Source organism: Bradyrhizobium sp. MI1.3 (assembly GCF_055811695.1).
On sequence record NZ_JBVVPQ010000058.1, the window covers coordinates 26084 to 49347 of the forward strand.

General features: G+C 64.0%; 19 protein-coding genes and 1 pseudogene. 10 read left to right on the forward strand and 10 right to left on the reverse strand.

Annotated features, from left to right (window positions below):
- The 4 genes from AC0L3A_RS30750 to AC0L3A_RS30765 all read right to left on the reverse strand — a co-directional run bounded on the left by AC0L3A_RS30750 (nucleotide 1) and on the right by AC0L3A_RS30765 (nucleotide 2928).
- Nucleotides 1-741: a metallophosphoesterase family protein gene (locus tag AC0L3A_RS30750; protein WP_473255761.1), complete on the reverse strand. Its 741-nt coding sequence runs from the start codon at nucleotides 739-741 to the stop codon at nucleotides 1-3.
- A gap of 117 nt (nucleotides 742-858) precedes the next feature.
- Nucleotides 859-1464 carry a hypothetical protein gene (locus AC0L3A_RS30755; protein WP_473255763.1) on the reverse strand — a complete coding sequence of 202 codons (606 nt, stop codon included), beginning with the start codon at nucleotides 1462-1464 and terminating at the stop codon, nucleotides 859-861.
- Nucleotides 1457-2143, reverse strand: a complete 687-nt coding sequence (locus AC0L3A_RS30760) for a hypothetical protein (RefSeq protein ID WP_007602364.1) — start codon at nucleotides 2141-2143, stop codon at nucleotides 1457-1459. The genes AC0L3A_RS30755 and AC0L3A_RS30760 overlap by 8 nt, the downstream gene beginning before the upstream one ends.
- A complete protein-coding gene (locus AC0L3A_RS30765) occupies nucleotides 2140-2928 on the reverse strand; it encodes a MotA/TolQ/ExbB proton channel family protein (RefSeq protein WP_473255764.1) in 789 nt (262 codons plus the stop codon). The genes AC0L3A_RS30760 and AC0L3A_RS30765 overlap by 4 nt, the downstream gene beginning before the upstream one ends.
- A gap of 179 nt (nucleotides 2929-3107) precedes the next feature.
- Between AC0L3A_RS30765 and AC0L3A_RS30770 the strand changes: the two genes are divergently transcribed.
- The 6 genes and pseudogenes from AC0L3A_RS30770 to AC0L3A_RS30795 all read left to right on the forward strand — a co-directional run bounded on the left by AC0L3A_RS30770 (nucleotide 3108) and on the right by AC0L3A_RS30795 (nucleotide 8396).
- A complete protein-coding gene (locus AC0L3A_RS30770) occupies nucleotides 3108-4478 on the forward strand; it encodes a sensor histidine kinase (protein WP_473255766.1) in 1371 nt (456 codons plus the stop codon).
- 7 nt (nucleotides 4479-4485) lie between these two features.
- Nucleotides 4486-5136: a response regulator transcription factor gene (locus AC0L3A_RS30775; protein WP_354202564.1), complete on the forward strand. Its 651-nt coding sequence runs from the start codon at nucleotides 4486-4488 to the stop codon at nucleotides 5134-5136.
- Between the two features lie 240 nt (nucleotides 5137-5376).
- Nucleotides 5377-6414 carry an MBL fold metallo-hydrolase gene (locus AC0L3A_RS30780; protein ID WP_473255779.1) on the forward strand — a complete coding sequence of 346 codons (1038 nt, stop codon included), beginning with the start codon at nucleotides 5377-5379 and terminating at the stop codon, nucleotides 6412-6414.
- Nucleotides 6415-6516: 102 nt separating this feature from the next.
- Nucleotides 6517-6816 carry a hypothetical protein gene (locus tag AC0L3A_RS30785; RefSeq protein WP_007612080.1) on the forward strand — a complete coding sequence of 100 codons (300 nt, stop codon included), beginning with the start codon at nucleotides 6517-6519 and terminating at the stop codon, nucleotides 6814-6816.
- Nucleotides 6817-6902: 86 nt separating this feature from the next.
- A pseudogene (locus AC0L3A_RS30790) lies at nucleotides 6903-7019 on the forward strand (DNA-binding response regulator); the annotation flags it as partial.
- 180 nt (nucleotides 7020-7199) lie between these two features.
- Nucleotides 7200-8396, forward strand: coding sequence for a calcium-binding protein (locus AC0L3A_RS30795; protein WP_473255768.1), 1197 nt, complete (start codon nucleotides 7200-7202; stop codon nucleotides 8394-8396).
- A gap of 133 nt (nucleotides 8397-8529) precedes the next feature.
- On the opposite strand, the gene AC0L3A_RS30800 is transcribed toward AC0L3A_RS30795, so the two are convergent.
- The gene (locus tag AC0L3A_RS30800) at nucleotides 8530-9117 is read right to left on the reverse strand and encodes a TetR/AcrR family transcriptional regulator (protein ID WP_473255769.1); all 588 of its coding nucleotides are present in this window, start codon (nucleotides 9115-9117) and stop codon (nucleotides 8530-8532) included.
- Nucleotides 9118-9695: 578 nt separating this feature from the next.
- Here AC0L3A_RS30800 and purB point away from each other — a divergent pair.
- On the forward strand, nucleotides 9696-11003 hold the full coding sequence (gene purB, locus AC0L3A_RS30805) for an adenylosuccinate lyase (RefSeq protein ID WP_473255771.1): 1308 nt from the start codon (nucleotides 9696-9698) through the stop codon (nucleotides 11001-11003).
- Nucleotides 11004-11109: 106 nt separating this feature from the next.
- Nucleotides 11110-12282, forward strand: a complete 1173-nt coding sequence (locus tag AC0L3A_RS30810) for a M20 aminoacylase family protein (protein WP_473255773.1) — start codon at nucleotides 11110-11112, stop codon at nucleotides 12280-12282.
- A 115-nt stretch (nucleotides 12283-12397) separates the two neighbouring features.
- Here the strand turns inward: AC0L3A_RS30810 and AC0L3A_RS30815 are convergent, their stop codons facing one another.
- From AC0L3A_RS30815 to AC0L3A_RS30830, 4 genes are all read right to left on the reverse strand, one after another.
- The gene (locus tag AC0L3A_RS30815; protein WP_473255780.1) at nucleotides 12398-14230 is read right to left on the reverse strand and encodes a caspase family protein; all 1833 of its coding nucleotides are present in this window, start codon (nucleotides 14228-14230) and stop codon (nucleotides 12398-12400) included.
- A gap of 23 nt (nucleotides 14231-14253) precedes the next feature.
- Nucleotides 14254-16086, reverse strand: coding sequence for a caspase family protein (locus AC0L3A_RS30820; RefSeq protein ID WP_473255782.1), 1833 nt, complete (start codon nucleotides 16084-16086; stop codon nucleotides 14254-14256).
- 5 nt (nucleotides 16087-16091) lie between these two features.
- Nucleotides 16092-17936, reverse strand: coding sequence for a caspase family protein (locus AC0L3A_RS30825; RefSeq protein WP_473255774.1), 1845 nt, complete (start codon nucleotides 17934-17936; stop codon nucleotides 16092-16094).
- A gap of 165 nt (nucleotides 17937-18101) precedes the next feature.
- Nucleotides 18102-20009: an acyl-CoA synthetase gene (locus tag AC0L3A_RS30830; RefSeq protein WP_473255775.1), complete on the reverse strand. Its 1908-nt coding sequence runs from the start codon at nucleotides 20007-20009 to the stop codon at nucleotides 18102-18104.
- A gap of 259 nt (nucleotides 20010-20268) precedes the next feature.
- Between AC0L3A_RS30830 and AC0L3A_RS30835 the strand changes: the two genes are divergently transcribed.
- On the forward strand, nucleotides 20269-21363 hold the full coding sequence (locus tag AC0L3A_RS30835; RefSeq protein ID WP_354128084.1) for a SecDF P1 head subdomain-containing protein: 1095 nt from the start codon (nucleotides 20269-20271) through the stop codon (nucleotides 21361-21363).
- Between the two features lie 275 nt (nucleotides 21364-21638).
- Entirely contained in the window at nucleotides 21639-22445 is an 807-nt protein-coding gene (locus tag AC0L3A_RS30840; RefSeq protein ID WP_219684973.1) for a Crp/Fnr family transcriptional regulator, read from the forward strand.
- 16 nt (nucleotides 22446-22461) lie between these two features.
- On the opposite strand, the gene AC0L3A_RS30845 is transcribed toward AC0L3A_RS30840, so the two are convergent.
- Complete coding sequence (locus tag AC0L3A_RS30845) at nucleotides 22462-23103, reverse strand: glutathione S-transferase family protein (protein ID WP_473255776.1); 642 nt, start codon at nucleotides 23101-23103, stop codon at nucleotides 22462-22464.
- Between the last annotated feature and the right edge of the window lie 161 nt (nucleotides 23104-23264).

Sequence of the window (23264 nt, forward strand, 5' to 3'; positions counted from 1 at the left end):
CTAGCGCCCCTGCGACAGCCGGTCGGCGAGCCAATGCGGCAGGCCGTTCTCACGGATCCGGTTCGCGGCCGTCTCGACGTCGTAGGGCGCGCGGCAATAGGTGATCTGGCACGAGACCGTGTCGAACAGCGCGAAAGCCGCGGATGGATCGCTATCGCGCGGCTGGCCGACCGAGCCGAGCACAGCAAGCCATTGCCGCCCGCGCAGCAGCGGTACGGAGACGTCGGTCTTGGGCACGAGTCCCGACATCTTCGCCGTCACCGACATCGAATAGATCGCCGGGCGGTGGATGTGGCCGCAGAACGTGACATGAGCTGGCGTCGCGATCAGGCTTTTGGCGGCGTCCGCGGTCGATCGGACATAGTGCCAGCTCCGGGGGCTCGAGGCTTCCGAATGCACGAACAGGCGATCGCCGTCCTCCACCAGCATCGGCAATTCCGCCAGGAACCGCCGCTGCGCGGCGTCGAGCCGGCCGCGGGTCCATTCGATCGCGATTTGCGCCTCGGCATTCATGGTCTCGGCCGAGGAATTCACCGCCTGGTCATGATTGCCGCGCACGGCGACGGCGCCCTGGGCGACCAGCTCCATCGCGGTATCCACCACCCATTCCGGATCGGCGCCATAGCCGACAAAGTCGCCAAGCAGGATGAACCGCTCGGCGCCGCGCGCCCGCGCGACCTTCAGGCACGCCTCGAACGCCTGCCGGTTGCCGTGGATATCCGAGAAGACAGCGAGAAGCACGCACCCTCCAACCCTCGAACCTTATTGGGAGCCGATAAGGCCAAATTGAGGGAGGTCAAGAACATGCGCCAGCGGCGCGCGGTTTGCCAGCGGTGCCCTGTTGCGATGGTGAAGAGCCTATTGCTCGTCCTTCGGCGGCATCCGGGGCGGCGGAATCGGGGTGAACACAGCGCCCTGCGCGCCGGCCGGTGGGGCCAGGAATTCGCCGGTCGAGGAATCGCCTCCGCTCGTCTCCATGATGGTCTTGGGCGTCACATACTCTCTGACCATGTCGATCAGGCTGCCATCGCCGCCGCCGAAATCGGCGGCCCGGCCGCCTTGCGGATGTCCCAGCGCGATCTCGTTCTCCGCCGCGTGGGTCTTGTCGGCCAGCCTGTCATTGTAGGGCACACGAAAGGCGCGCGGGATGCCGCTCGGCCGATTGTCCTCGTCGAGCTGCTCGACCCAGAGATAGATCGAGCCGGGATCGCCCTCGAGCGAATGCGGCTCGACGATGCGGGCCTTCAGCAGCTTGAAGGAGACCGGCAGCCGGTCGGCGCTGGCCCAGCCGAGCAGCCCGCGCATTTCCGTGAAGCTGACGACATAGAAGGCGCTGGTCACGACCACCGCGACCGCCTTGAACGACCAGTGCAGCCGCGCATAGACGAGCACGACCAGCAGCAGTGCGCCGATCACGGCGTAGGCTATCGATAGCGTGAGGATGACCGTCTGCAGGCTAGTCACGGCGCACCCTCACAGCGTTCCTGCTTACGCCGGTGTTCGGGTCGAGATCGGCGCCGTTGCGCCAGCCGCTGCGGAACGTCTCCAGCAGCGATTTCGGCCGCTGGTCCACATTGACGACCTTGCCTTCGGCATCGAGCCGGAACCGGACCGCGGTCTTCTCGTCGCCGGTGTGATCGACCGTGAACTTGTTATCGAAGATCACCTGCGCCGTCGGATTGAGTTTTTGCACCTTCACATTGGCCGTCACGGGCTCGCCGGTGGTGGCCACGAAATGTGAGACATTGACGGTGTATTCGCCGGCGACGATGCCGCGCACCGTGACGATCTCCTCGCGGATCGGCGAAGCAATCTTCTTGCCGTTGACCATGATGAAGTCGTTGGCTCCGCCCCGGTCGTCGCGATCGAGCGTGAGGAAGCCGGCCTCGCGGTGGCGATACCAGGCGATGTTGCCGGCGGGATCCTGCACGAACAGGTCGAGATCGTCGGGGTGGCTGTCCGGCCAGTCCAGCGTGATCATGAACTCGGCCTTGGAATCGATCTTGCCGTCCTTGGCGTCCGGCGAGACCGCGAGCAGCGCGAGGAAGAACAGGAAAGCGATCACCTGGAGCGCCTTGAACAGCATCACGCCCAAGGGATCGAACGGCTCCTCGCGCGGATAGAGACCGAAATCATCCATCATGTCGCGATTCCAGCACCCTTGATTCCAGAACCCTTGCGCTCCAGCACCGGCGTCACATAGGTCTCGGTCAGCACCACTGCATCCGAGAACACCTTCTGGGTCGCGGCATCCAGCATGTAATACTGGATGCGGACCAGAATCGAGCCGACGAGACCCGCCAGCGTCGTGTACATCGCGACCGCCATGCCGTCGCTCATCAACCCCATCGAGGATCGCATCGCGACCTTGTCAGCGGCATCCAGCCCCGCGATCGGCGCCAGCATGATGATGAAGCCGACGATGGTGCCGAGCAGGCCGAGCTTCATCAGCGTGTCCGAGACAAAGGCGCCGAAGCCGTTGGAGCCGCGCAGCCGGTCGGCGAGCGTGCGCAGCAATAGCGTCTGGTCGAGGGGGCGGTAGTCCTGCGCCGCCGCCTTGGTCACGAGACTCTCGATGTGGTCCCGCACCAGCCCGCGTGGCAGCGCGGCTGCGCCGCCGGCCTCGAGCGCCCTGCCGCCCTCGAGCGCCGCGAGCACCGCGCGGCAGCGCCGGGCTGCCGCGCCCTCACGGGCAATGGCCCGCGTACGCAGGAAGCAGTGACCGCAAGTGACGACATAGAGCAGCGCGATCAAGCTGGAAATGTAGGTCCGGTCCGAGGTCAGCATCAGGCGGATCAGGCCGAACCGCCACAGCAGCACGACGGCGAAGATCGAAAGCCCGGTGAAGATCATCCAGAACAGGAGCGCACTGCGCTCGGATGGGTCGGCAGCAGGCCCCGCGATCGGCCCAATCGTCATCGAACTCATGCTGCACCGCTCCTGGCCGTGAATACCGCCCATTAGATCAAAGCCGCCGCGCCCGGTCCAAAGAGCCATGCCCAATCCGGCTTGGGAAATTTGCCCGAGCTGCCATCCTGCCGATCCCCGCAATTGGCAAGGCGCGGCGGCGTTGTTAGGCTGACCTTAGCAAACTTTGGGGTGATCGCATGCGCCTTGTGCTTCAGCTTGTCGCCCGTCTGTTTCTCATCGTCGTGCTCTGCCTTGGTGCGGCGACCATCTGGGCCACGTTCGACGCCTATCGCAGCGTCGACCGGGCGACCGCGGCCTCGGCGCAGCGGGTCGCCCAGGCGCTTCAGGCCCTGTATTGGCACGAATTCTTGTTGCGTAGCAGCAGAACACGCGAGCAGCTTCTGCCGGTTCCGGAGTGGCGCACGCTGGAGACGATGAAGCTGATCTCCCCTGGCGTCTGCGTCGAATTCCAACCTGCCATCGCATTCGAAAAGCCGCTCTGCGGCCAGAGTGAGGGGCTCGGCAAGGCGCCGCCGCGCTGGTTCGCGTCGATTGTGCCGACCTTCCTTGGCAGCCATGCCGAAGTGATACGGCCGGTCAGTCCCCGCGCGGCGACCGCCGGAACGGTGGTCGCGACGCCGGATGAAGCGGCCGCCATCTCGCTCGCCTGGGAGTACATCCTCAACGTGATCGACGTGGCGCTTTTGATGGCGGCGGCGATCGCGCTCCTGGCTTCGCTCGCGATTGCGCATGCGCTGGCGCCGGCGCGCACGATCGTGACCGCCTTGCAGCGCATGGCCCGCGGTCAGTATCGGACGAAACTGCCGCGCTTCCGCTCGATGGAGCTGGCGATGATCGGCAGCGCCGTCGACGAGCTCGGCGGCCGGTTGGAGGAAGCGACCGAACAGCGCGCGGCGCTGACGCGGCGCCTGATCGAGATCCGCGACGACGAACGCCGCGCGCTCGCCCGCGAGTTGCACGACGAGTTCGGACAAAACCTCTCGGCCATCCTCGCCTTCGCCAACACCATCGAGACGGCGAGCACGAAGGCAGACAAGCGCAACGACATCGTGCAGGACGCGCGGATGATCTCGCAGGCCACGCATCATCTGATGGCCTCGCTGCGCGACGCGCTGAAGCGCCTGCGCAATCCCCTGCCCGCCGAGCTTGGACTGGAGGCGAGCCTCGTGAATTTGGTGGATAGCTGGCGCTCGCAGAGCTCGGTGCGGCCGACGATTCAGCTCGATCTCAGGGGCGACCTCACCGACATCAGCGGCCCGGCCGCGACCACCGCCTATCGCGTCGCGCAGGAATGCCTGACCAACGCGCTGCGCCACGGCACGGCACGCGAGATTTCTCTGCACGTCGAGCGGCGCACGGGCGACGACGATGCATTGCTGATCCGTGTCGATGACGATGGCGGCGGCGACGCGGCACGCGTTGCGCAGTCGGTGGGCTTCGGCCTCATCGGCATCCGCGAGCGCGTCGCAGGAGCCGGCGGATCATTCTCGATCCTGCCCGCCCGAGGCGGACTCAGCATCGCCGCCACCATCCCGCTCGCCGCGTGAGGCCGGGATGAACGAGATTATGGCAACAGGCATCTCCGTGCTGTTGGTCGACGACCATCCGATCGTGCGGCAGGGCTATCGGCGCGTGCTGGAGAGCCAGGGCGATCTGCATGTCGTGGCGGAAGCCGACAACGCCGCGGATGCCTACAGCGCCTTCAAGGCGCGCGATCCCGATGTGGTCTTGCTGGATATCTCCATGCCCGGCGCGAGCGGGCTGGAAGCCATCCGCAACATCCGCGCGCGGAGCCCGCGGGCGCGGATCCTCGTTTTCACCATGCACAACGAGGCCGTGCTGGTGAAGGCAGCCTTCAGTGCCGGCGCCAGCGGCTTCGTCACCAAAAGTAGCGAGCCGTCCGCGGTCGTGTCCGCGATCCGCAGCGTGGCGCGCGGCGAACGCGCCATGAGCGACGACATCGCGCACATCCTGGCCGAGGACAGCCTGTCGGCGGGCTCTGCGCTGGATCAACTGGGAGAACGCGAGATCGAGATTCTGCGCCAATTCGCCGGCGGCGCCACGACCGAACAGATCGCAACGAATCTCAATCTCAGCGTCAAGACGGTGCAGAACTATCACTATCTGATCAAGACCAAGACCGGCGCGCGCACGGATGCGCAGCTCGTACGATTGGCGGCGAATTGCGGACTGACGAAGATCTAGAGGGTGACGGCGTGCCGTTCGCTGCGACCAGAATATCTGGTCCCCGACTGGCCACCCCCAACGAAGGTCTCCAAGTCTCTCTTAGATTGTGCTACGCTCCACCACAGGCACGGCATCCAGCATCAAGCGGCCAGTGGATGTGTGTCCGGCTCCGATCTTTCGACTGGAGCCAATTTGGACGGCTCTCGAAGCCGCCCTCGTTCCCGTTGTATGTCTTGCACGACAACAGGAGACGCTTCCATGAACATCAGGGACAGCCTTCTTGCAGCACTGATCGCCTCCAGCGTTTTCGCGACCGGGCTTACGGAAAGCGCGGCAGCTGAGGCGAAAGACCAGATCACCATTCTCTATGACGCCTTCGGCACCAATGACGCGATGACAAAGGACTGGGGTTTCTCCGCCCTTGTCGAAATCGCGGGAAAACGCATCCTGTTCGATACGGGTAACGATCCCGAAATATTCGCGGCGAACGTGACGGCCAAGGGAGTTGATCTCTCGGACCTCGACTTTGTCGTTCTTTCGCACCGCCACTCCGATCACATGGCGGGCTTGTCCTACCTCCTGAGCATCAATCCAACCGTCAAGATCTACGCGCCAAAGGAGGGATTTGGCATCTACGGCTCGTCCTTGCCGTCCAGCTTCTACCGCAAAGACGAGGCCTTGCCGCCAGAGATGCGGTACTATGCCGGCAAACCTCCAGCGACGATGAAGTTCGGCACGGCATGGGCCCACGCGAACTTCGAACTGATCGATCAGACCACCGAGATCGCTCCCGGTATCACACTTATCTCGCTGATTTCCGACGCACCGGGGACGAGAGAACTCAAGGAGCTGTCCTTGGCCGTCAACACGGCCGACGGCTTGGTCCTTCTGGTCGGTTGCTCGCACCCCGGGATCGAGCGCATCGTCGAAGCGGCGACGGGTATCAATCCCAGGATTCATCTCATCGCGGGAGGATTTCATCTGGTCGTCGCACCTGACGAAGCTATCGCGAAAGTCGTTACCGCCCTGAAGGACAGATTCAAGGTCGACAGCGTAGCCCCGGGACATTGCACCGGTGAGCCGACTTTTGCCGCGCTCAAGACGGCGTTCGGCGACAACTATCTCTACGCAGGCCTCGGCACGTCGATTCCGGTTGCAACGGTTGCGGGCGTGAATGTCAGACGCGGGGAAGGTCCGACGCTTGACGACCTTGCGACCTATCGCAAACTCGCGGGGCGCGAAGACCCGTTCGGCATATTGCGGTTGCGCAGCTCGCGGTTGGCACCCGCGCTTTAGGGCGCTGGCGCGCGGCTCGCACCTTTAGATCACGTGTGGCCGGATAGAATTGGAACTGACGCCGTCGCGCCGTGGTTAGTAGCGGAGTGAGGGAGTTGCGCCATGAGTAAGGCTATCCGCGAAGCCATCCATCATCCCCCGATCATCACTGTCGGCGAGCTCATCGATGAACTCTGCCGTCTGCCAGACACAGCGACGATCCAATTCCACTGCCCCATTCTCGAACAGGAACTTGCGTTCTACCGCCTTCGAAAGCGGTCAAAGGACGTGGTCGAAATCGAAGTCAATACCTATCCGGAAAGCCCGTCGGTCGTGCCATCGGCCAACGCCGCCCTACGCGCGCGAAAAAAGACTCATCATCCGCGCTCGCTCGGCAATGGCAGCGTTGCCCATAAGGTCTGAGATAGAACCGCGACAGGTCACGTCAGGTGTGACGGCTTCGGAACGCGTGAAGGAAGTTGGCCTACGCCTTCAGCCCGCGCAATACCAGCGTGAGCGTCAAGACGGTGCAGAACTATCACTATCTGATCAAGGCTAAGACCGGCGCGCGTACGGATGCGCAGCTGGTGCGGCTCGCAGCGGCTTGCGGGCTGACGAATTTCTAACGTCGGTCGAGTTCCGCCACCCGCGCCGAAGTTCCTTTGGTCGCAATGAAATCCAACCCAAAGCAAATCTCCGCCATCAACTCCGAGCAGATTCGACGTCAAGCGCGGCCACAGCGCGTCTCGCAAAGAGCTCCGCTGCTTTCAGGCCCCGCGACTGAAATGAAATCGGAGTGAAGCGACATGCACCAACTGCCAAACGACACAATCGCAGTCACACTGCCGGACTTCGGGCAGTCCATGACCGTGCTCGGAGATCCCGGGTTGGCAACCGACGACTGGGGCGGAAACGATGCGCTGACGGCAGCCATATCGAGTCTCAACTCGAACGTGACGCTCGTTGGGGAAGACCTGGCGGCTATGCATGGCAATTCTCACGGAGGAAACGACAGTCTCCTGGTGAGCGTGGATGGCGGCTGGGATAGTGCCGTTGCCGTTGGCGATGCCCAATCCATGGCGGACAACAGCCAGGGCGGTAACGACACCCTCAATGTCGATGCCCACAACTCGCTCTACACCAATGTTTATCTCTATGGCGATGTCCAAGGCGACATGTCGGGCAACGCGGGAGGCGGAAATGACACACTGACGGCGTCGACCGGTTGGAGATCGTTCGGGTCGCTCAGCGGGGACGCTGGTGGTGCCATGAGCGGCAATGCGCACGGCGGAAATGATACGCTGGGCGCGACGGATTATGGGATAAATGGCGGCGGCGACGCACTCAGCGGCGATGCCACTGGCGCCATGACCGACAACGCGGTCGGCGGGAACGACATCCTGACCTTTGCGGCGAGCAGCGATGCCCAGCTCGGAGGAGGAAGCCTGTCGGGGGATTCGGGAACGTCCATGTCCGACAATGCCCAGGGCGGGAACGATATCCTCACCGCCTTCGTCGATGGCGAGCGAGCTGCTTTCAGCACGACGTTGTACGGTGACGCTCCCACGATGTCGGGCAATGCTCACGGCGGGAACGACATCCTCACCGGCGGATCGAGCCCCGATCGCCTGGCGGGCGATGCGATGAGCTACGCTCCTTCCTCACCCGGCTCGATCACCGGAGGCACGGATACCCTCAACGGTGGCGCCGGCAATGATCTCCTGTGGGGCGGGCCCAACAACGACACGTTCGTCTTCAACACGGGCTCCGGCCAGGACATCATCAACGACTTCAATCAAGGTAACCAGGCTGTCGGCAGCACCACCACCGAACATGACCTGATCAACCTGCATGACTACGGCTTCGCAGACTGGGCAGCCGTCTCCAGCCTCATCGGCGACAATAGCGCCGGCGATGCCGTGATCCACCTCACCGCCAACGATACGATCACGTTGGACGGCGTGCACACGGCGGCCCTGCATCCAACGGACTTCGTCATCTGACGGGCTCACAGCCAAGCAGGATGATGGGATGGTGGTCACGAGAGAATCGTCGAGGCCAAGCCCGTCATCCTGCCAAAGGCATGAGCAGGAGCGGATCAAGCGCCAAGCTGCGATACGCGTTGGCTCCGCAACCTCACGCCGCCTTCAGCCCGCGCAATACCAGCGCCAGCGTCGCATCGACACGCGCCGAAAGATCGGCGTCCTTCCACTCGTCGGCGTGGGCCGGATGGTGGAAGCGGACGGTCGCATCGAAGATGGCGCGTGCGGTGGCCTTGACGTCGCCCACCTCGAACACGCCCTGCTTCACGCCGTCGGTCAGGATCGCCGCGATCTGGTCGATCATGGTGTCCTTGTGACACTTGACGGCTGCACAGGCCTCGCGCGCCAGAGTCAGATAGGTCTCGAACATCTCGGGGTCGTCGAGCACGCGCGAACGCTTGGCGGCGAACAGGGTGCGCAGCCAGCGGTCGAGCCGCGCCAGCGCCGGGCCCTGCTCTTCGGCGAGTTGGCGTAAGGGGGCGTCGATGCGGTCCAGCCAGCGTTTGGCGACAGCCTCGCGCAGCGAGGCCTTGCTCGGGAAATGGCGGTAGACGCTGCCGTGGCTCACATCAAGCGCGCGGGCGACGTCGACCACGGTGGCCTTGGCGAGTCCGTAACGCCGCAGCACGTCCTCGGTGACTTCGAGGATCCGCTCCGGCGTCAAGATAACGGCTTCGTTCATGCCAGCACCATGTTCCCGTTGAGGGCTCAGTTACCCGGCGACGGAGCTGCTTCCGAAGCGCCCGTGCCGGTCGTTTCGGAAAGCTCTCGCCCTAATGAGGCAGTTTTGCAGCCTGCGCCGCGATTTGGCGCGCCACCAGTAAATTGAGCCAGTGCCCAATCGTCCCGGTCAAATTGATGATTTCGGTCGTCATTGTCGTAAGTCTCCAATCAATTGGCGGTCCCCGTTGTTCAATTGCGGCCCTCAATCCCCCATTTGCTTGGGACGTCGGGCTCCCGGGATGCCGCCAGACGCCCAATTGGAGCGTCCGCGAACGGATATACACGTCTCGCTGACAGATTTCAATATCTGTCAGTCAATGGTTCGTGATTGACAGTTAATTTCTGCAGCTCCGGGGCGCCGGGCTGGCCCGTCGCCCGCCACGTCCGGGGCGATGAACCTCGCCCAGCCCAATCATCCCCCGCTACCTTGCCGGCGCCGTTTGTTTCGCCCTCCCCGCTCTGCTAGATCACGGCGTAAAAAACATTCTGGCCGGTGTCGCCCTTTGGGTCGCCCGCCCACCTTCCTGGAGCAGTCCAATGATCCCCCGCTATACCCGCCCGGAAATGGCCTCGATCTGGGAGCCGCAGACCCGGTTCAAGATCTGGTTCGAGATCGAGGCGCATGCGGCGGACGCCCTTGCCGAGCTCGGCACGATTCCCAAGGAGGCCGCCAAGACGGTCTGGGCCAAGGCCAAGGACGCCACTTTCGACGTCGCCCGCATCGACGAGATCGAGCGCGAGACCAAGCACGACGTCATCGCCTTCCTCACCCACCTCGCCGAGATCGTCGGCCCCGAAGCGCGCTTCGTGCATCAGGGCATGACCTCTTCCGACGTGCTCGACACCTGCCTCAACGTCCAGCTCACCCGCGCCGCCGACCTGCTGCTCGCCGACCTCGACAAGGTGCTGGCGGCGCTGAAGAAGCGCGCCCTCGAGCACAAGATGACGCCAACCATCGGCCGCAGCCACGGCATCCACGCCGAACCCGTGACCTTCGGCCTCAAGCTCGCCTATGCCTATGCGGAATTCTCGCGCGCCAGGGAGCGCCTGATCGCGGCGCGGAAGGAAGTAGCGACCTGCGCCATCTCCGGTGCGGTCGGCACTTTTGCCCAGATCGATCCGCGCGTCGAACAGCATGTTGCCAAAGCCATGGGTCTCGTTCCCGAACCCATCTCGACACAGGTCATCCCCCGCGACCGCCACGCGATGTATTTCTCGACGCTCGGCGTGATCGCTTCCTCGGTCGAGCGTTTCGCGGTGGAGATCCGCCACATGCAGCGCACCGAAGTGCTGGAAGCTGAGGAGTTCTTCTCCGAAGGGCAGAAGGGTTCGTCCGCGATGCCACACAAGCGCAACCCGGTGCTCTCGGAAAACCTGACCGGCCTGTCGCGCATGGTGCGCGCCTATGTGACGCCGGCGCTGGAGAACGTCGTACTCTGGCATGAGCGCGACATCTCGCACTCCTCCGCCGAGCGCATGATGGGGCCCGACGCGACCGTGACGCTCGACTTCGCGCTGGTGCGCCTCGCCGGCCTGATCGACAAGTTGCTGGTGTACCCCGCCAACATGCAGAAGAACCTCGACCGCCTCGGCGGCCTGGTGCATTCCCAGCGTGTTCTGCTGGCGCTGACGCAGAAGGGCGCAAGCCGCGAGGACGCCTACAAGCTCGTGCAGCGCAACGCCATGCCGGTCTGGCGCGGCGAAGGTGACTTCCTCCAGCTTCTGAAGAAGGACGCTGAAGTGAAGAAGTATCTCACCGACGCCGAAATCGACGAGCAGTTCGACCTTGCCTATCACTTCAAGCACGTCGACACGATCTTCAAGCGCGTGTTCGGCGAGAGCTGAGCGTCATTCGTAGCCGGGGTGAGCGCAGCGATACCCGGGACTTCTCTCACAAAGATACCGGATGTCTCTTCGCTCATCCGGCAACAACAACAGAGACGGAGCCCTCATGCCCATCGTCAACCGCGTTGCCGCCCTCTCCGACGAAATGGCCGCCTGGCGGCATGACTTCCACGAGAACCCGGAGCTGCAATACGACGTCCACCGCACCGCCGGCATCGTCGCCGACCGCTTGCGCGAGTTCGGCTGCGACGAGGTGGTGACGGGCATCGGCCGCACCGGCGTCGTCGGCGTGATCCGCGGCCGCAAGTCCGCCTCGGGCAAGACTATTGGCCTGCGCGCCGACATGGACGCGCTGCCGATCATGGAGACGTCGGGCGTGCCTTATGCATCGAAGGTCCCCGGCAAGATGCACGCCTGCGGCCATGACGGCCACACCGCGATGCTGCTCGGCGCCGCCAAATATCTCGCCGAGACGCGCAACTTCGACGGCACGGCCGTCGTGATCTTCCAGCCCGCGGAAGAAGGCGGTGGCGGCGGCAAGGCCATGGTCGAGGATGGGCTGATGACGCGCTGGAACATCCAGGAGGTCTACGGCATGCACAACATGCCGGGCCTGCCCGAAGGAAATTTCGCGACCACGCCGGGCGCGATGCTCGCCTCCTCCGACAACATCCAGATCACGGTCCACGGCAAGGGCGGCCACGCCGGCGCGGGTCCGCACAAGTCGATCGACAGCGTGCTGATCGGCGCGCAGATCGTCAACGCGCTGCAATCGATCGTCGCGCGCAATGTCGATCCGCTGAAATCCGCCGTCATCTCGATCACGCAATTTCACTCCGGCACGGCCTTCAACATTATTCCGGAGATCGCCGAGCTCGGCGGCACCGTGCGCACGCTCGACCCTGAGGTGCGCGATCTGGTCGAGCGCCGCATCGGCGAAGTCGCCGACAGCGTCGCCCGCGCCTATGGCGGCTCGGCCGAGACGAAGTACACGCGCATGTATCCGGTGACGATGAACCATGCGCGCGAGGCCGGCCTTGCCGCCGACGTCGCCCGCGACATCGTCGGTGCCGAGCGCGTCAACGACAAGTTCGTTCCGATGATGGGCGCCGAAGACTTTTCCTTCATGCTGGAAGCGCGCCCCGGCGCGATGATTCTGGTCGGCATGGGCGACGGCAACGAGTGCCACCACCCGTCCTATGTCTTCAACGACAACATCCTCGGCCACGGCGCGTCGTATTGGGCGCGTCTGGTGGAGACGCGGATGCCGGCGGGTTAGGGCAGGTCTCGTAGGGTGGGCAAAGCGAAAACGTGCCCACCACAAACTTCTCCGCTGCGAATGGTGGGCACGGCGCTTCGCGCCTTTGCCCACCCTACGATTAACTTGGCAAGAATCAATTGCACGTCTCGTAGTTGCCGCCGCCGCCATTTGGGGAGCCGTTGCCCCTTCCAAAAGTAACCCCGCTCGCAAGTTTGCATCCCGGCCGCACCGGCCGGCAACCGGCAGAGTTGCAGATGATCTGCCCCGACGCCTGCGGTTTTGATGGCGCAGCCTCGGTCTGCTTGCGCTCGGCATCCTGCTTCCGGGAATCCTCCCGTGTCGCCACCGGCTTCTTCTCCGGCACCTTCTCGCACTCGTTGTCGTCGCCGACGCGATAACCGGCACGACAGGTGATCTTCACGCATTGATCGCCATCGGCCTTGAAGCCGAAATTGCACACCAGCGGGCAGACGCGTCCCGGCTTCGCCTTCAGTGCATCCAGGGCATCGACGCTCGCAAGCTTCGCGTCGAACTTGGTGCCGGCATATTTGTTGAACAGTGACAGCGAGCGCTGCGATGCGGCGCTCCAGTCGCCGTCAGCGGTGGCCGACAGGCAGCCGACCCGACGCAGTTCGCTCTGCACGGATTTTGCCAGATCAGCCGCCGACAAGGTGGATGTGGGCGGCGGCGAAAGGGCGGCGACCTTCTGAGTATCGCCTTCAGGAATCTGCCGATCGTCCGGCTGCTTTGCGGCTTGGGCCGCCTTTTCCGCAGCCTGCCTGGCGGCAAGCTCGGCCTTGGCCTTCTCCGCCGCCTGCTTCTCGGCCTGTGCTTTCGCTGCAGCCGCCTCGGCCAGCTTGCGCTGCTGCTCCGCCGCATCCGCTCTTGCCTGCTCGATCTGCTTCTGCTTCTCCGCCGCGATCCGGGCCTCTTCGGCGGCTTTGGCCGCCGCGGCCGCCTTGTCCTGCTCGGCTTTCTGGGCGCGTTCGGCAATGAGCCTTGCCTTCTGCTGCTCGGCTGCATTGGCTTTTTGCTCAGCCGACGCGCGCGTCTCCTCGGCGCCGATCTTGTTCAATTGGCCCTTGGCGAGATTTGCATAGAACCCCTCGGGATATTGCGCCAGAAACGCTTCCCAACCGTCCCGCGTGCCGAGTTGGAGCGCAAGTTCATAGTCCCGCCGGAGTTCAGACTGGGGATTTGCCTGCGGACCAGTTGCGATCGGCTTGGCAGGAACCAGCGGCGCGTCATCGCCGCCCAGCGAGCCATACACGAAGGGCTCCTGCTTGTTCCCGGTGCTCCTCAACACGTCATCGCGCACGAAGCCGAACGCCTTGCGCAGGTCCAGGCCGGGCTTTGGGAGGTGCTCCACCAGCGCCGTCGCGAACGGGCTGTTTCTGGAATCGCCATCAGACGCCGTCGAGCCCGCCTTCGCCGCAAACGCGATCATGGTGTTGGGACTGGCCGGCTCGACCTTGGCAAGCCCGCGGCCGATTGCGCGCGAAGCCACCGTGCGCTTCATCGTCTTGGAAAAGGGATTATCGCGGCAGGCATCGAGAATGACCAGCCGCAGCTGTTTGGCCGGCTCGATGCTCACCAGCACGCGGTCGATCGGCAACGCCTCATCGTAGACGTCGGTGTCGGTCTCGAGCGCGGCATCGATCGGGATCAAATAGTTGGTGCCGTCCACCTCGATACCATGACCTGCGTAGTAGACGATCGCGACATCGGCGTCTCGCGTCCGCGCGCCGAACTCGCGCAGCGCCTTGCGCATTTCGGGCGCGTTCAGATCCTGCCTGACGTCGACGGTGTCGAAGCCGGCTTTCCTGAACATGCCGCCCATCAGGATCGCGTCGTTCACGGGATTGCCGAGCTTGGGCGCGCTCTTGTAGGCGGAATTGCCGATCACGAGCGCGACGCGCTTGTCGGCACAGGCCGGCCCGCAAGCGAGCCAGGTCGCAAAGACCATTACAGCGACGAGCCGATACACACTCAATTGCAAACCTCGGTGGTGACGCTCGATCCTATATTGAGCTTCGTCGTTCCGAGACGGCAGCCCTTTGCGACCGGCCGGCATCCCGCGTTGTTGCAGATCATCTGTCCAGACGCTTGGGACTTCGGCGCTGCGGACTCGGCGTCTTTCCGGTCCTGGTCGCGCCTTCTGGGCTCGTCGCGGGCGGTAGGCGGCGGCTTTCTCTCCGGCGCCTTCTCGCACTCGTTGTCGTCGCCGACATGATAGCCGGCGCGGCAGGTGATCTTCGCGCATTGATCGCCGTCGGCCTTGAAGCCGAAATTGCATACGAGCGGACAGACTCGTCCCGGCTTCGCCTTCAGCGCATCGAGCGCATCGACGCTTGCAAGCTTCGCGTCGAACTGGGTGCCGGCATATTTGTTGAACAGCGTCAGCGAGCGTTGCGATGCGGCGTTCCAATCGCCGTCAGCGGCGGCCGACAGACAGCCGACACGGCGCAGTTCACTCTGGACGGATTTCGCGAGATCGCCGGGCGGCGGCGAGCTTGGCGGCGGCGACAGCGCGGCGACCTTCCTGCTTTCGGCGTCAGTCACCTGCTTGTCCGCCGCCTGCTTGTCCGCCGCCTGCTTCGCGGCCGCTTCAGCTGCCGCCTTCTCCATCGCCCGCTTCTCCGCGAGCGACTTGGCCGCGGCGGCTTCCGCCAACTTGCGATCTCGTTCGGCCGCCTCCGCCTTGGCCTGCTCGACCTGCTTGGCCTTCTCGGCCGCGATCCTGGCCTCTTCCGCGGCTTTCGCAGCGGCGGCAGCTTTCTCCTGCTCGGCCTTCTGGGCTCGTTCGGTCGCGAGCCTCGCTTTCTCCTGTTCGGCCAGACGCGCCTTCTCGGTCGCCACCGTGCGATCCTCCTCAGCGGCAATCTTCTTCAACTGCACACGAGCGAGGTTGGCGTAAAAGCCGTCCGGATAGGTCTGGAGGAATGCTTCCCAGGCCTCACGCAGGCCGGCCTGAAGCGCAAGCTCGTAGTCTTTGCGCACACTGTCCTGCGGGTTTGCCTGCGGACCTGCTGCGACTGGCCTCAGCGGCACCAGCGGCACGTCGCTGCCGCCCAGGGAGCCATAGACATACGGCTCCTGCTTGTTGCCGGTCTTCTTCAAGACGTCGTCACGGACAAACCCGAATGCCTTGCGCAGGTCGAGCCCGGGCTTCGGCAGATGATCGGTCAGCGCCACCGCGAACGGGCTGTTGCGGGAGTCGCCATCCGACGCCGTCGATCCCGCCTTGGCCGCAAAGGCGATCATCGTATTCGGACTGGTCGGCTCGACCTTGGCAAGTCCGCCACCAATCGCGCGCGAGGCCAGGGTGCGCTTCATCGTCTTGGCGAAAGGGTTGTCGCGGCACGCATCGAGGATGACGAGACGGAGTTGTTTGGCCGGTTCGACCGCATACAGCGCGCGATCCAACGCGACGGTCTCGTCGAGGACGTCGCCGTCGGTTTCCAGCATGGCATCGGTCGGAACGAGATAGTTGCTGCCGTCCAGCTCGATGCCGTGGCCCGCATAGTAGATCACCGCCATGTCGGCATCGCGCGTCCTGGCTGCGAACTCGCGTAGCGATCGCCGCATTTCGCTGGCATTGAGGTCCAGCCGGACCTCGACCGTATCGAAGCCCGCATTCCTGAACATGCCGCCGACGAGGCCGGCGTCGTTCACAGGGTTCGCGAGCCGCGGTGCGTTCTTGTAGGCGGAATTGCCGATCACAAGCGCGACGCGCTTGTCCGCGAGAGCGGGGCTACAGCTCGCAAGAACAAGAAAAACAAGAGCCCTGAGGCCGAGGGCGCAATTTCGGAAGGCAGGCATCGCCATCAGTTACACACCTCGCCGGTGATCTTGACGCTGGCGTTGCTGGGATGGGGAACCAACCCGAGCCGGCATCCCTTGGCAATCGGCCTGCATCCCGCGTTGTTGCAGATCATCTGCCCGGACGCTTGCGATTTCGGTGCCGCAGATTCTGCGTCCTTTCGGTCTTGGTCGCGCCTTCTCGGCTCGTCGCGGGCGGTAGGCGCCGGCTTCTTCTCCGGCACCTTCTCGCATTCGTTGTCATCGCCGACGCGATAGCCGGCGCGGCACGTAATTTTCACGCATTGATCGCCGTCGGCCTTGGAGCCGAAATTGCAAATGAGCGGACAGACCCGTCCTGGCTTCGCCTTCAGCGCATCGAGTGCGTCGACACTGGCGAGCTTCGCGTCGAACTGGGTGCCGGCATATTTGTTGAACAGTATCAGCGAGCGCTGCGAGGCTGAATTCCAGTCGCCGTCCGCAGCCGAGGCAAAGCAGCCGACGCGGCGCAATTCGCTCTGCACGGACTTTGTCAGATCAGCCGCCGACAATGTGGATGCCGGCCCCGGTGAAAGCGCTGCAACTTTTTGCTCGACCTCAGGCATCTGCCGATCGGCCACAGGCTTTGCGGCCTGCTCCGCCCTCTCGGCGGCCTGCTTGGCGGCAAGCTCGGCCTTGGCCTTCTCCGCTGCCTGCTTCTCGGCTTGTGCTTTTGCCGCGGCAGCCTCAGCCAGCTTGCGCTGGTGCTCGGCCGCGTCCGCCCTTGCCTGCTCGATCTGCTTCTGCTTCTCCGCCGCGATGCGGGCCTCTTCGGCAGCCTTGGCCGCCGCAGCCGCCTTGTCCTGCTCGGCCTTCTGGGCGCGTTCGGCAATGAGCCTTGCCTTCTGCTGCTCGGCCGCATTGGCTTTTTGCTCGGCCGACGCGCGCGTTTCCTCGGCGCCGATCTTGTTCAATTGGCCCTTGGCGAGATTCGCATAGAACCCCTCGGGATATTGCGCCAGGAAGGCTTCCCAACCGTCCCGCGTGGCAAGCTGCAGCGCGAGCTCGTAATCCCTGCGAATAGAATCCTGCGGATTTGCCTGCGGACCGGTTGCAGCCGGCTTGGCAGAAACCAACGGCACGTCATCGCCGCCCAGCGAGCCATACACGAAGGGCTCCTGCTTGTTCCCGGTGCTCCTCAGCACGTCGTCGCGCACGAATCCGAACGCCTTGCGCAAATCTAGGCCCGGCTTGGGCAAGTGCTCGACCAGCGCGGTGGCGAACGGGCTGTTCCTCGAATCGCCGTCGGACGCGGTCGAGCCCGCCTTGGCCGCGAAGGCGATCATGGTATTGGGGCTGGTCGGCTCGACCTTGGCGAGCCCGCGCCCGACCGCGCGCGAGGCCAGCGTCCGCTTCATGCTCTTGGAAAACGGATTGTCGCGGCAGGCGTCGAGGATGATCAGACGAAGCTGCTTGGCCGGCTCGACCGCGAACAGCGCGCGCTCGACCGGGATGGTCTCGTCGAGCACGTCGCCATCCGTCTCCAGCGTCGCGTCGATCGGAATGAGATAGTTGGTGCCTTCCAGCTCGATGCCGTGGCCGGCGTAGTAGATCACCGCCATGTCGGCATCGCGGGTCCTGCCGGCGAACTCACGCAACATGCGCCGCATCTCGCTCGCACTGAGATCCAGCCTGACGTCGACGGAATCAAATCCCGCCTTCTTGAACATGCCGCCGACCAGAGTGGCATCGTTGACGGGGTTGCCGAGCTTGGGCGCGCTCTTGTAGGCGGAATTGCCGATGACAAGCGCAACCCGCCGGTCCGCATGGGCCGGTCCGCAGGCGAGGCCAATGGCCAAAATCAACAAAGCAAATATCCGAAACGGAATCACTTGCGTCCCCCCGGATGCAATTCCACGAGACTATTCGGACCATCGCTCAATTACCAATTCTTCCTATGTGATATTTGTCACATAAGAGGCTCTCTCAGGGGTATGGATAATGCGGCGAAGCGTCGCCCTGCCTTCGAGCTGACGCCAAAGCCTCTGTTGAGTCCGTTACATTTGCACCACCTCGTGGCGCATCACGAACGGCGCAAGCAGTGCGTGCACCTCGCTTGCAACCGCCTCGCGCTGATCCGCCGGCAGGCCCGCCAGCGTTACGGTGGCGATCGAGCCGTGGCTGCCGTGAGCGCCGACCCGGACCTTGCAGTCGATGCCACGCTCAGTGAGCGGCGTCAGCACCTTCGTGAACACGCGCTGGGCTGCGTCCCAGCGCAGCTGCGGCTTGAACACTTTGCCGACGCCGGTCACCGGCATCGGATCGATCGGGATGACCTGCACCGGGACAGCCGCGCGCTCCGGAGTACGCTCGCGCACCCATGTCTCCAGCTCGCCGGGTTCGACGGTCGCGCCCGGCTTCAGCTGCACGTACCCCACCGGCAGCTCGCCGGCATAGGCGTCGGGCTGGCCGACCACCGCGGCGAAGCCGACCGCGGGGTGCCGGAACATGATCTCCTCGATCGGCGCCGGATCGATGTTATGGCCGCCGCGGATCACGAGATCCTTGGCGCGGCCGGTGATCCAGAGATAGCCGTCGGCATCGAGCCGGCCGAGATCGCCGGAATTGACCCAGACCTCGTCAACGAAGGCACCCTTGTTGTGCTCGTCGTTGAGATAGCCGCCGAACACGCCGGGCCCGGCCATGATGACGACACCGATCTCGTCCGGCGCGCAGTCGCGGATCAGCTTGCCGTCGGCATCGAGCTGGACGATGCGGACCCGCGCGTAAGGCATGGGAAGGCCGACCGAACCGAGTCGGATCGGCCGTGACGGATAGGCCAGCGTGTGCACGCTCGAGGTCTCGGTCATGCCGTAGACCTCGACGACCGGCAGCTTGAGCTTGTCCTGGATTGCAGACCCCACCGCGACCGGGATCGCCGAGCCGCCACCGGCTGCATATTTCAGGCTGGAGATGTCGGCATTCCCAGGCGGCACCGCGAGCGTTGCGGCGAGCACCGTCGGCACGCTCGACAGCGCTTCGGGCTTGAAGCGCTCGACCAGCGCCCAGATGTTCTTCACCGCATTCGGATTGCGCCAGCCGCTCGGCGACAGCACGACCAGCGAACCGCCTGCCGACAGCGTCGTCAGCACCTGCGTCAACGAGCCCCCGACGTGAAACAGCGGCATGCCAAACAGCATGTTGGCGCCCGGCTTCGACTTCAGCAGCAGATTGAGTGCCCAGGCCTGATAGACTTGGTTGACATGCGTGTGCCGCACCAGCTTTGGCGTGCCGGTGGTGCCGCCGGTGTGGAAATAAGCGGCGATGTGGCTGCCCAAAATCTTTCGCCCGCTGATCAGGCGGTCCGAAGGCTGCTGCCTGATCAGGTCGCTGAAGGCATAGATGCCGTTCGCCGGATCGCCACCGCCGAACACCTGCACGACCGCCTTGAGGTGCTTGAGTTGCGGCCTGATCTGCTCGACTTTCTGCCAGATGTCTGTGCCCGGCATCGGCCCGAGCGCCACCAGGACTTTTGTGTTCGCCGCTTCCAGAATCTCCGCGATCTGGTGCGGCTCCAGCAGGGGGTTGACGGGATTGGCGATACCGGCGGCCTCCGCGCCGAACAGCGTTACGAAGGCGTCCGGCACCAGCGGCAGCATGAAGCTGACGACGTCGCTCTTCTCGACGCCAAGCGCGTGAAACATGTTGGCGGCCTGCGTGACGCGCGCGATGAAGTCGCGGTACGTGACGACGACCGGCGTGTCGGCGGGATCGGCATTTTGCAGGAACTGGATCGCCGGCCCGTCGGGATTACGGGCCGCCCCGAGCCTGATGGCGTCGTAAGTGCTCTCGGCCGCGACGCGATCGGCGTAAGCGACCTGCTCGAAGGCCCGAACTTCGGCGTCCGTCGCCAGGTCCGGATAGTCGCTGCCGATGAGCCGATCGAGCGCGTGGATGCCCGCCATGGAATTCCGTCCTCCCTCAGATGCATGTCCCCGCGCCCTGTCTTTTGACTTTTGGGGCTGGCGGGGCCTCGACCGATTGGCCGGCCGAGCATGGGCAGAATGATGGATGATTTGGCGTTCGTCCATGATCTAACGTCCGCGACAATGGGCTCTGGCACAGGCCTTTGAACCTGCGCGCCCGATCCGGGGACCAAGAACTGGCATCGGACTCACATTGCAGCGCCCTTGCCAGCGCCCTGCCGCAAGACTCGAGGTGATCATGACTACGCCCCCGCGGGATTGCGCCACCCGGCTGTTCATCGCGTTCGCCGTCACAACGGGGATATTGACTTCGGTGATCGCCCTGCCCCGCGCGGCACTCGCCGAGGACGGCCAGCTCGACAAGATGCGAGCCAAGATCTCGGCCTTCATCGGCGACAAGATGGAGAAGCTCGGCGGGTCTCGCATCGTCTACAAGGTGGACACCGATGGCCTGCGCGAGAGCGTCGTCACGGATTTGCGCGACGACGTCTACAAGACCCTGCGCGAGGGCAAGATCGCCTTCTCCAGTCTCGCGATTCGCGACGGCGGCGTCGAGTTGAAGATTGCCGACGTCAAGGGCCGCGAGCAACTCGCACGCAAGCTCGCGTCGGCAGCGGAAGGATTGCCGTCGCATGCACTCGCCGTGACCGACGCCGGCGACGGACTGGTCAGGCTCGCGCCGACCAATGCGGCATCCGCCGCGCGGTTGCACGAACTCGTCGAAGATGCCATCGCCATGATCGAGCAGCGCCTGAAGGAGGCCGGCGTCCAGCTCGCCAGCGTCCAGCCCGATGGCACCGACCGCATCCGAATCTTCCTGCCCGGTGTGATGGAGCCCGAGCGCGTCACCGCGGTCTTCGCCCGAAGGGTCAAGGTCGGCTTCCGCCTGATCGACCTCTCGATGCCGGCGGAGCAGGCGCAATCCGGCACGCCGCCGACAGGCACGGAAGTCCTGCCCGGCTTCAAGGACAAGACCCTTTATCTGGTCGCCAAGGACAACGTGCTCGACGGCGACGACATCAGCTATGCGGGCCCGGGGTTTGCGAGCGCCACGAAAGAGCCGATCGCCTCGTTCCGCTTCAACGGCCGCGGCACGCGGCGCTTTGCCCACATCACAGAAGAGAATATCGCAAAGCCCTTCGCCATCGTGCTCGACGGTAAGGTGATCTCCGCTCCCGTGATCCGCGAGCCCATCACCGGCGGCTCAGGCCAGATCTCCGGCAATTTCACCCTGGAGGAAGCAAACAGCGTCGCCATGCTGCTGCGCGCTGGTTCGCTGCCCGGGCACCTCAGCCTGGTCGAGCAGCAGGTCGTGCCGCCCGCCAAGCCCTAAGGCGGGGATCGCCCCCACGCACGCCTGGTCCCGTCCCGGCCTGTCGGGCGCCGAGGTCCACCACGCCGAGGCTCGGACCCAGTGGTACCCGAATCGCGGGCGCGCCACGGCCATACGCACCGCCAAACAGGCAATTGCCGAAACGCCCGATCAGGCTAAAATTTGCTTCTTGCGGCACGGCGGCCCAAAGCTTCATTCAAGCGGTCGTCGTTCGATTTCGGCTATAGGTGTCGAGAATACGACCGTGACTGAAGGCCTTACACGGGGATAGTACCATGCCGTCCGGCAGCGCAGACATTTCGTCGATCCTCGATCGCATTCTCGAGGCGGCAACGGATAATCTCAGGATCGCGAAGATCCTGGTCCAGATGGGCCTCGATCCGAACAACGTGACCTATGACTCGATCTTCAATCGGATGCTGGAGATCTTCGTCCAGAACATCACGCTGGCCAATATGTTCGCCGCGGTCGGCGCCGGCTTCTTCGTCGCCACCCTCCTGATGCGAACGATGGTGCCGCTGCGCGTCGCCAACATGGTCGGCTGCGCGCTCTTCGCCGTGTTCGGCGCGCTCTCCGCCAACGTCTCGACCTTCCTGCTCTATCTCCTGCTGCTACCGATCAATGCCTTGCGCCTGCGGCAGATGCTCAAGCTCGTCAAGAAGGCGCGCCATGCGGCCGAAGGCGACATGTCGATCGAATGGCTCAAGCCGTTCATGACCGAACGCAAATATCGCCGCGGCGACACGCTGTTCAAACTCGGCGATCCAGCCAAGGAGATGCTCCTCACAGTCACCGGCAAGTTCCTGGTCAAGGAGATCAATATCGAGATCATGCCGGGCGCGCTGATGGGCGAGCTCGGCTTCCTCACGCCGGGCAACCGGCGCACCGGAACGATCGAATGCATCGAAGACGGGCAGGTGTTGACGATTACCTATGACCGGTTGCTCGAGATCTACTTCCAGGATCCACAGTTCGGCTATTACTTCCTGGTATTGACCAGCCAGCGCCTGCTGCAAAACATCGATCGGTTGCAGAATCAGCTGGCGACGGAGCGGGCGGCCACCACGAACAGGATCGCGTGATCGATTGGGCGGCCGCTCAGTTCAAGAGCAACGCCATGCCCGGATCGCCCTTCTCCATCGCACGCCGATAGCCCGCCCGCGCACTGATGCGGCCGAGATATTCGACCACGTTCGGACAGCGCTGGAGGTCATAGGGCTGGAAGTAGCGCATCGTGGTGAGCGAGAAAACTGTCATGATGTCGGCGGTCGTGAAGGCGCTGCCCGCAAGGTACTCGGCCTCGCGAAGCCTTGCGTCGAGAAGATCGTAGGCCCGATCGAGACGCCCCTTCATCGCGAGCAGGGTCGGATTGTCCTTGGCGAGATCCAGCCGGCTCAGGATCATCATCCGCCCCATGCCGGGTTGCAGGGTGCCGTTAGCGAAATGAAGCCAATACAGAAACTGCGCGAAGGCGGGATCAGTGGGACCGAGCACGAGTCGGCCATTGCCATATTTTGCAACGATGTAGTCGACGACGGCGCCGGATTCCGCGAGCACCAGCTCGCCGTCGGTGATCACAGGCGCCGTGCCAGCGGGATGCAGTGCCTTGTACTCGGCCGGAGCCAGCATGGTGACGGGATCGCGCGCATAGCGCTTCAACTCGTACGGAATCCCCAGCTCCTCGCACAGCCAGACGATTCGCTCGGACTGCGACTTGCCGAGATGATGGACGGTGAGCATGAGGCCTCCTGGACAGATGATTTCGGCGATTGCGCCGGCATGTGCTTGTCGTGATGCTGCATCATACTCCGTCATTGCGAGCGCAGCGAAGCAATCCAGAATTGATCTTCCCCCAAAAAAGTGGACATGGATCAAGCCGATTTTAGCTCCATCTCGACCGG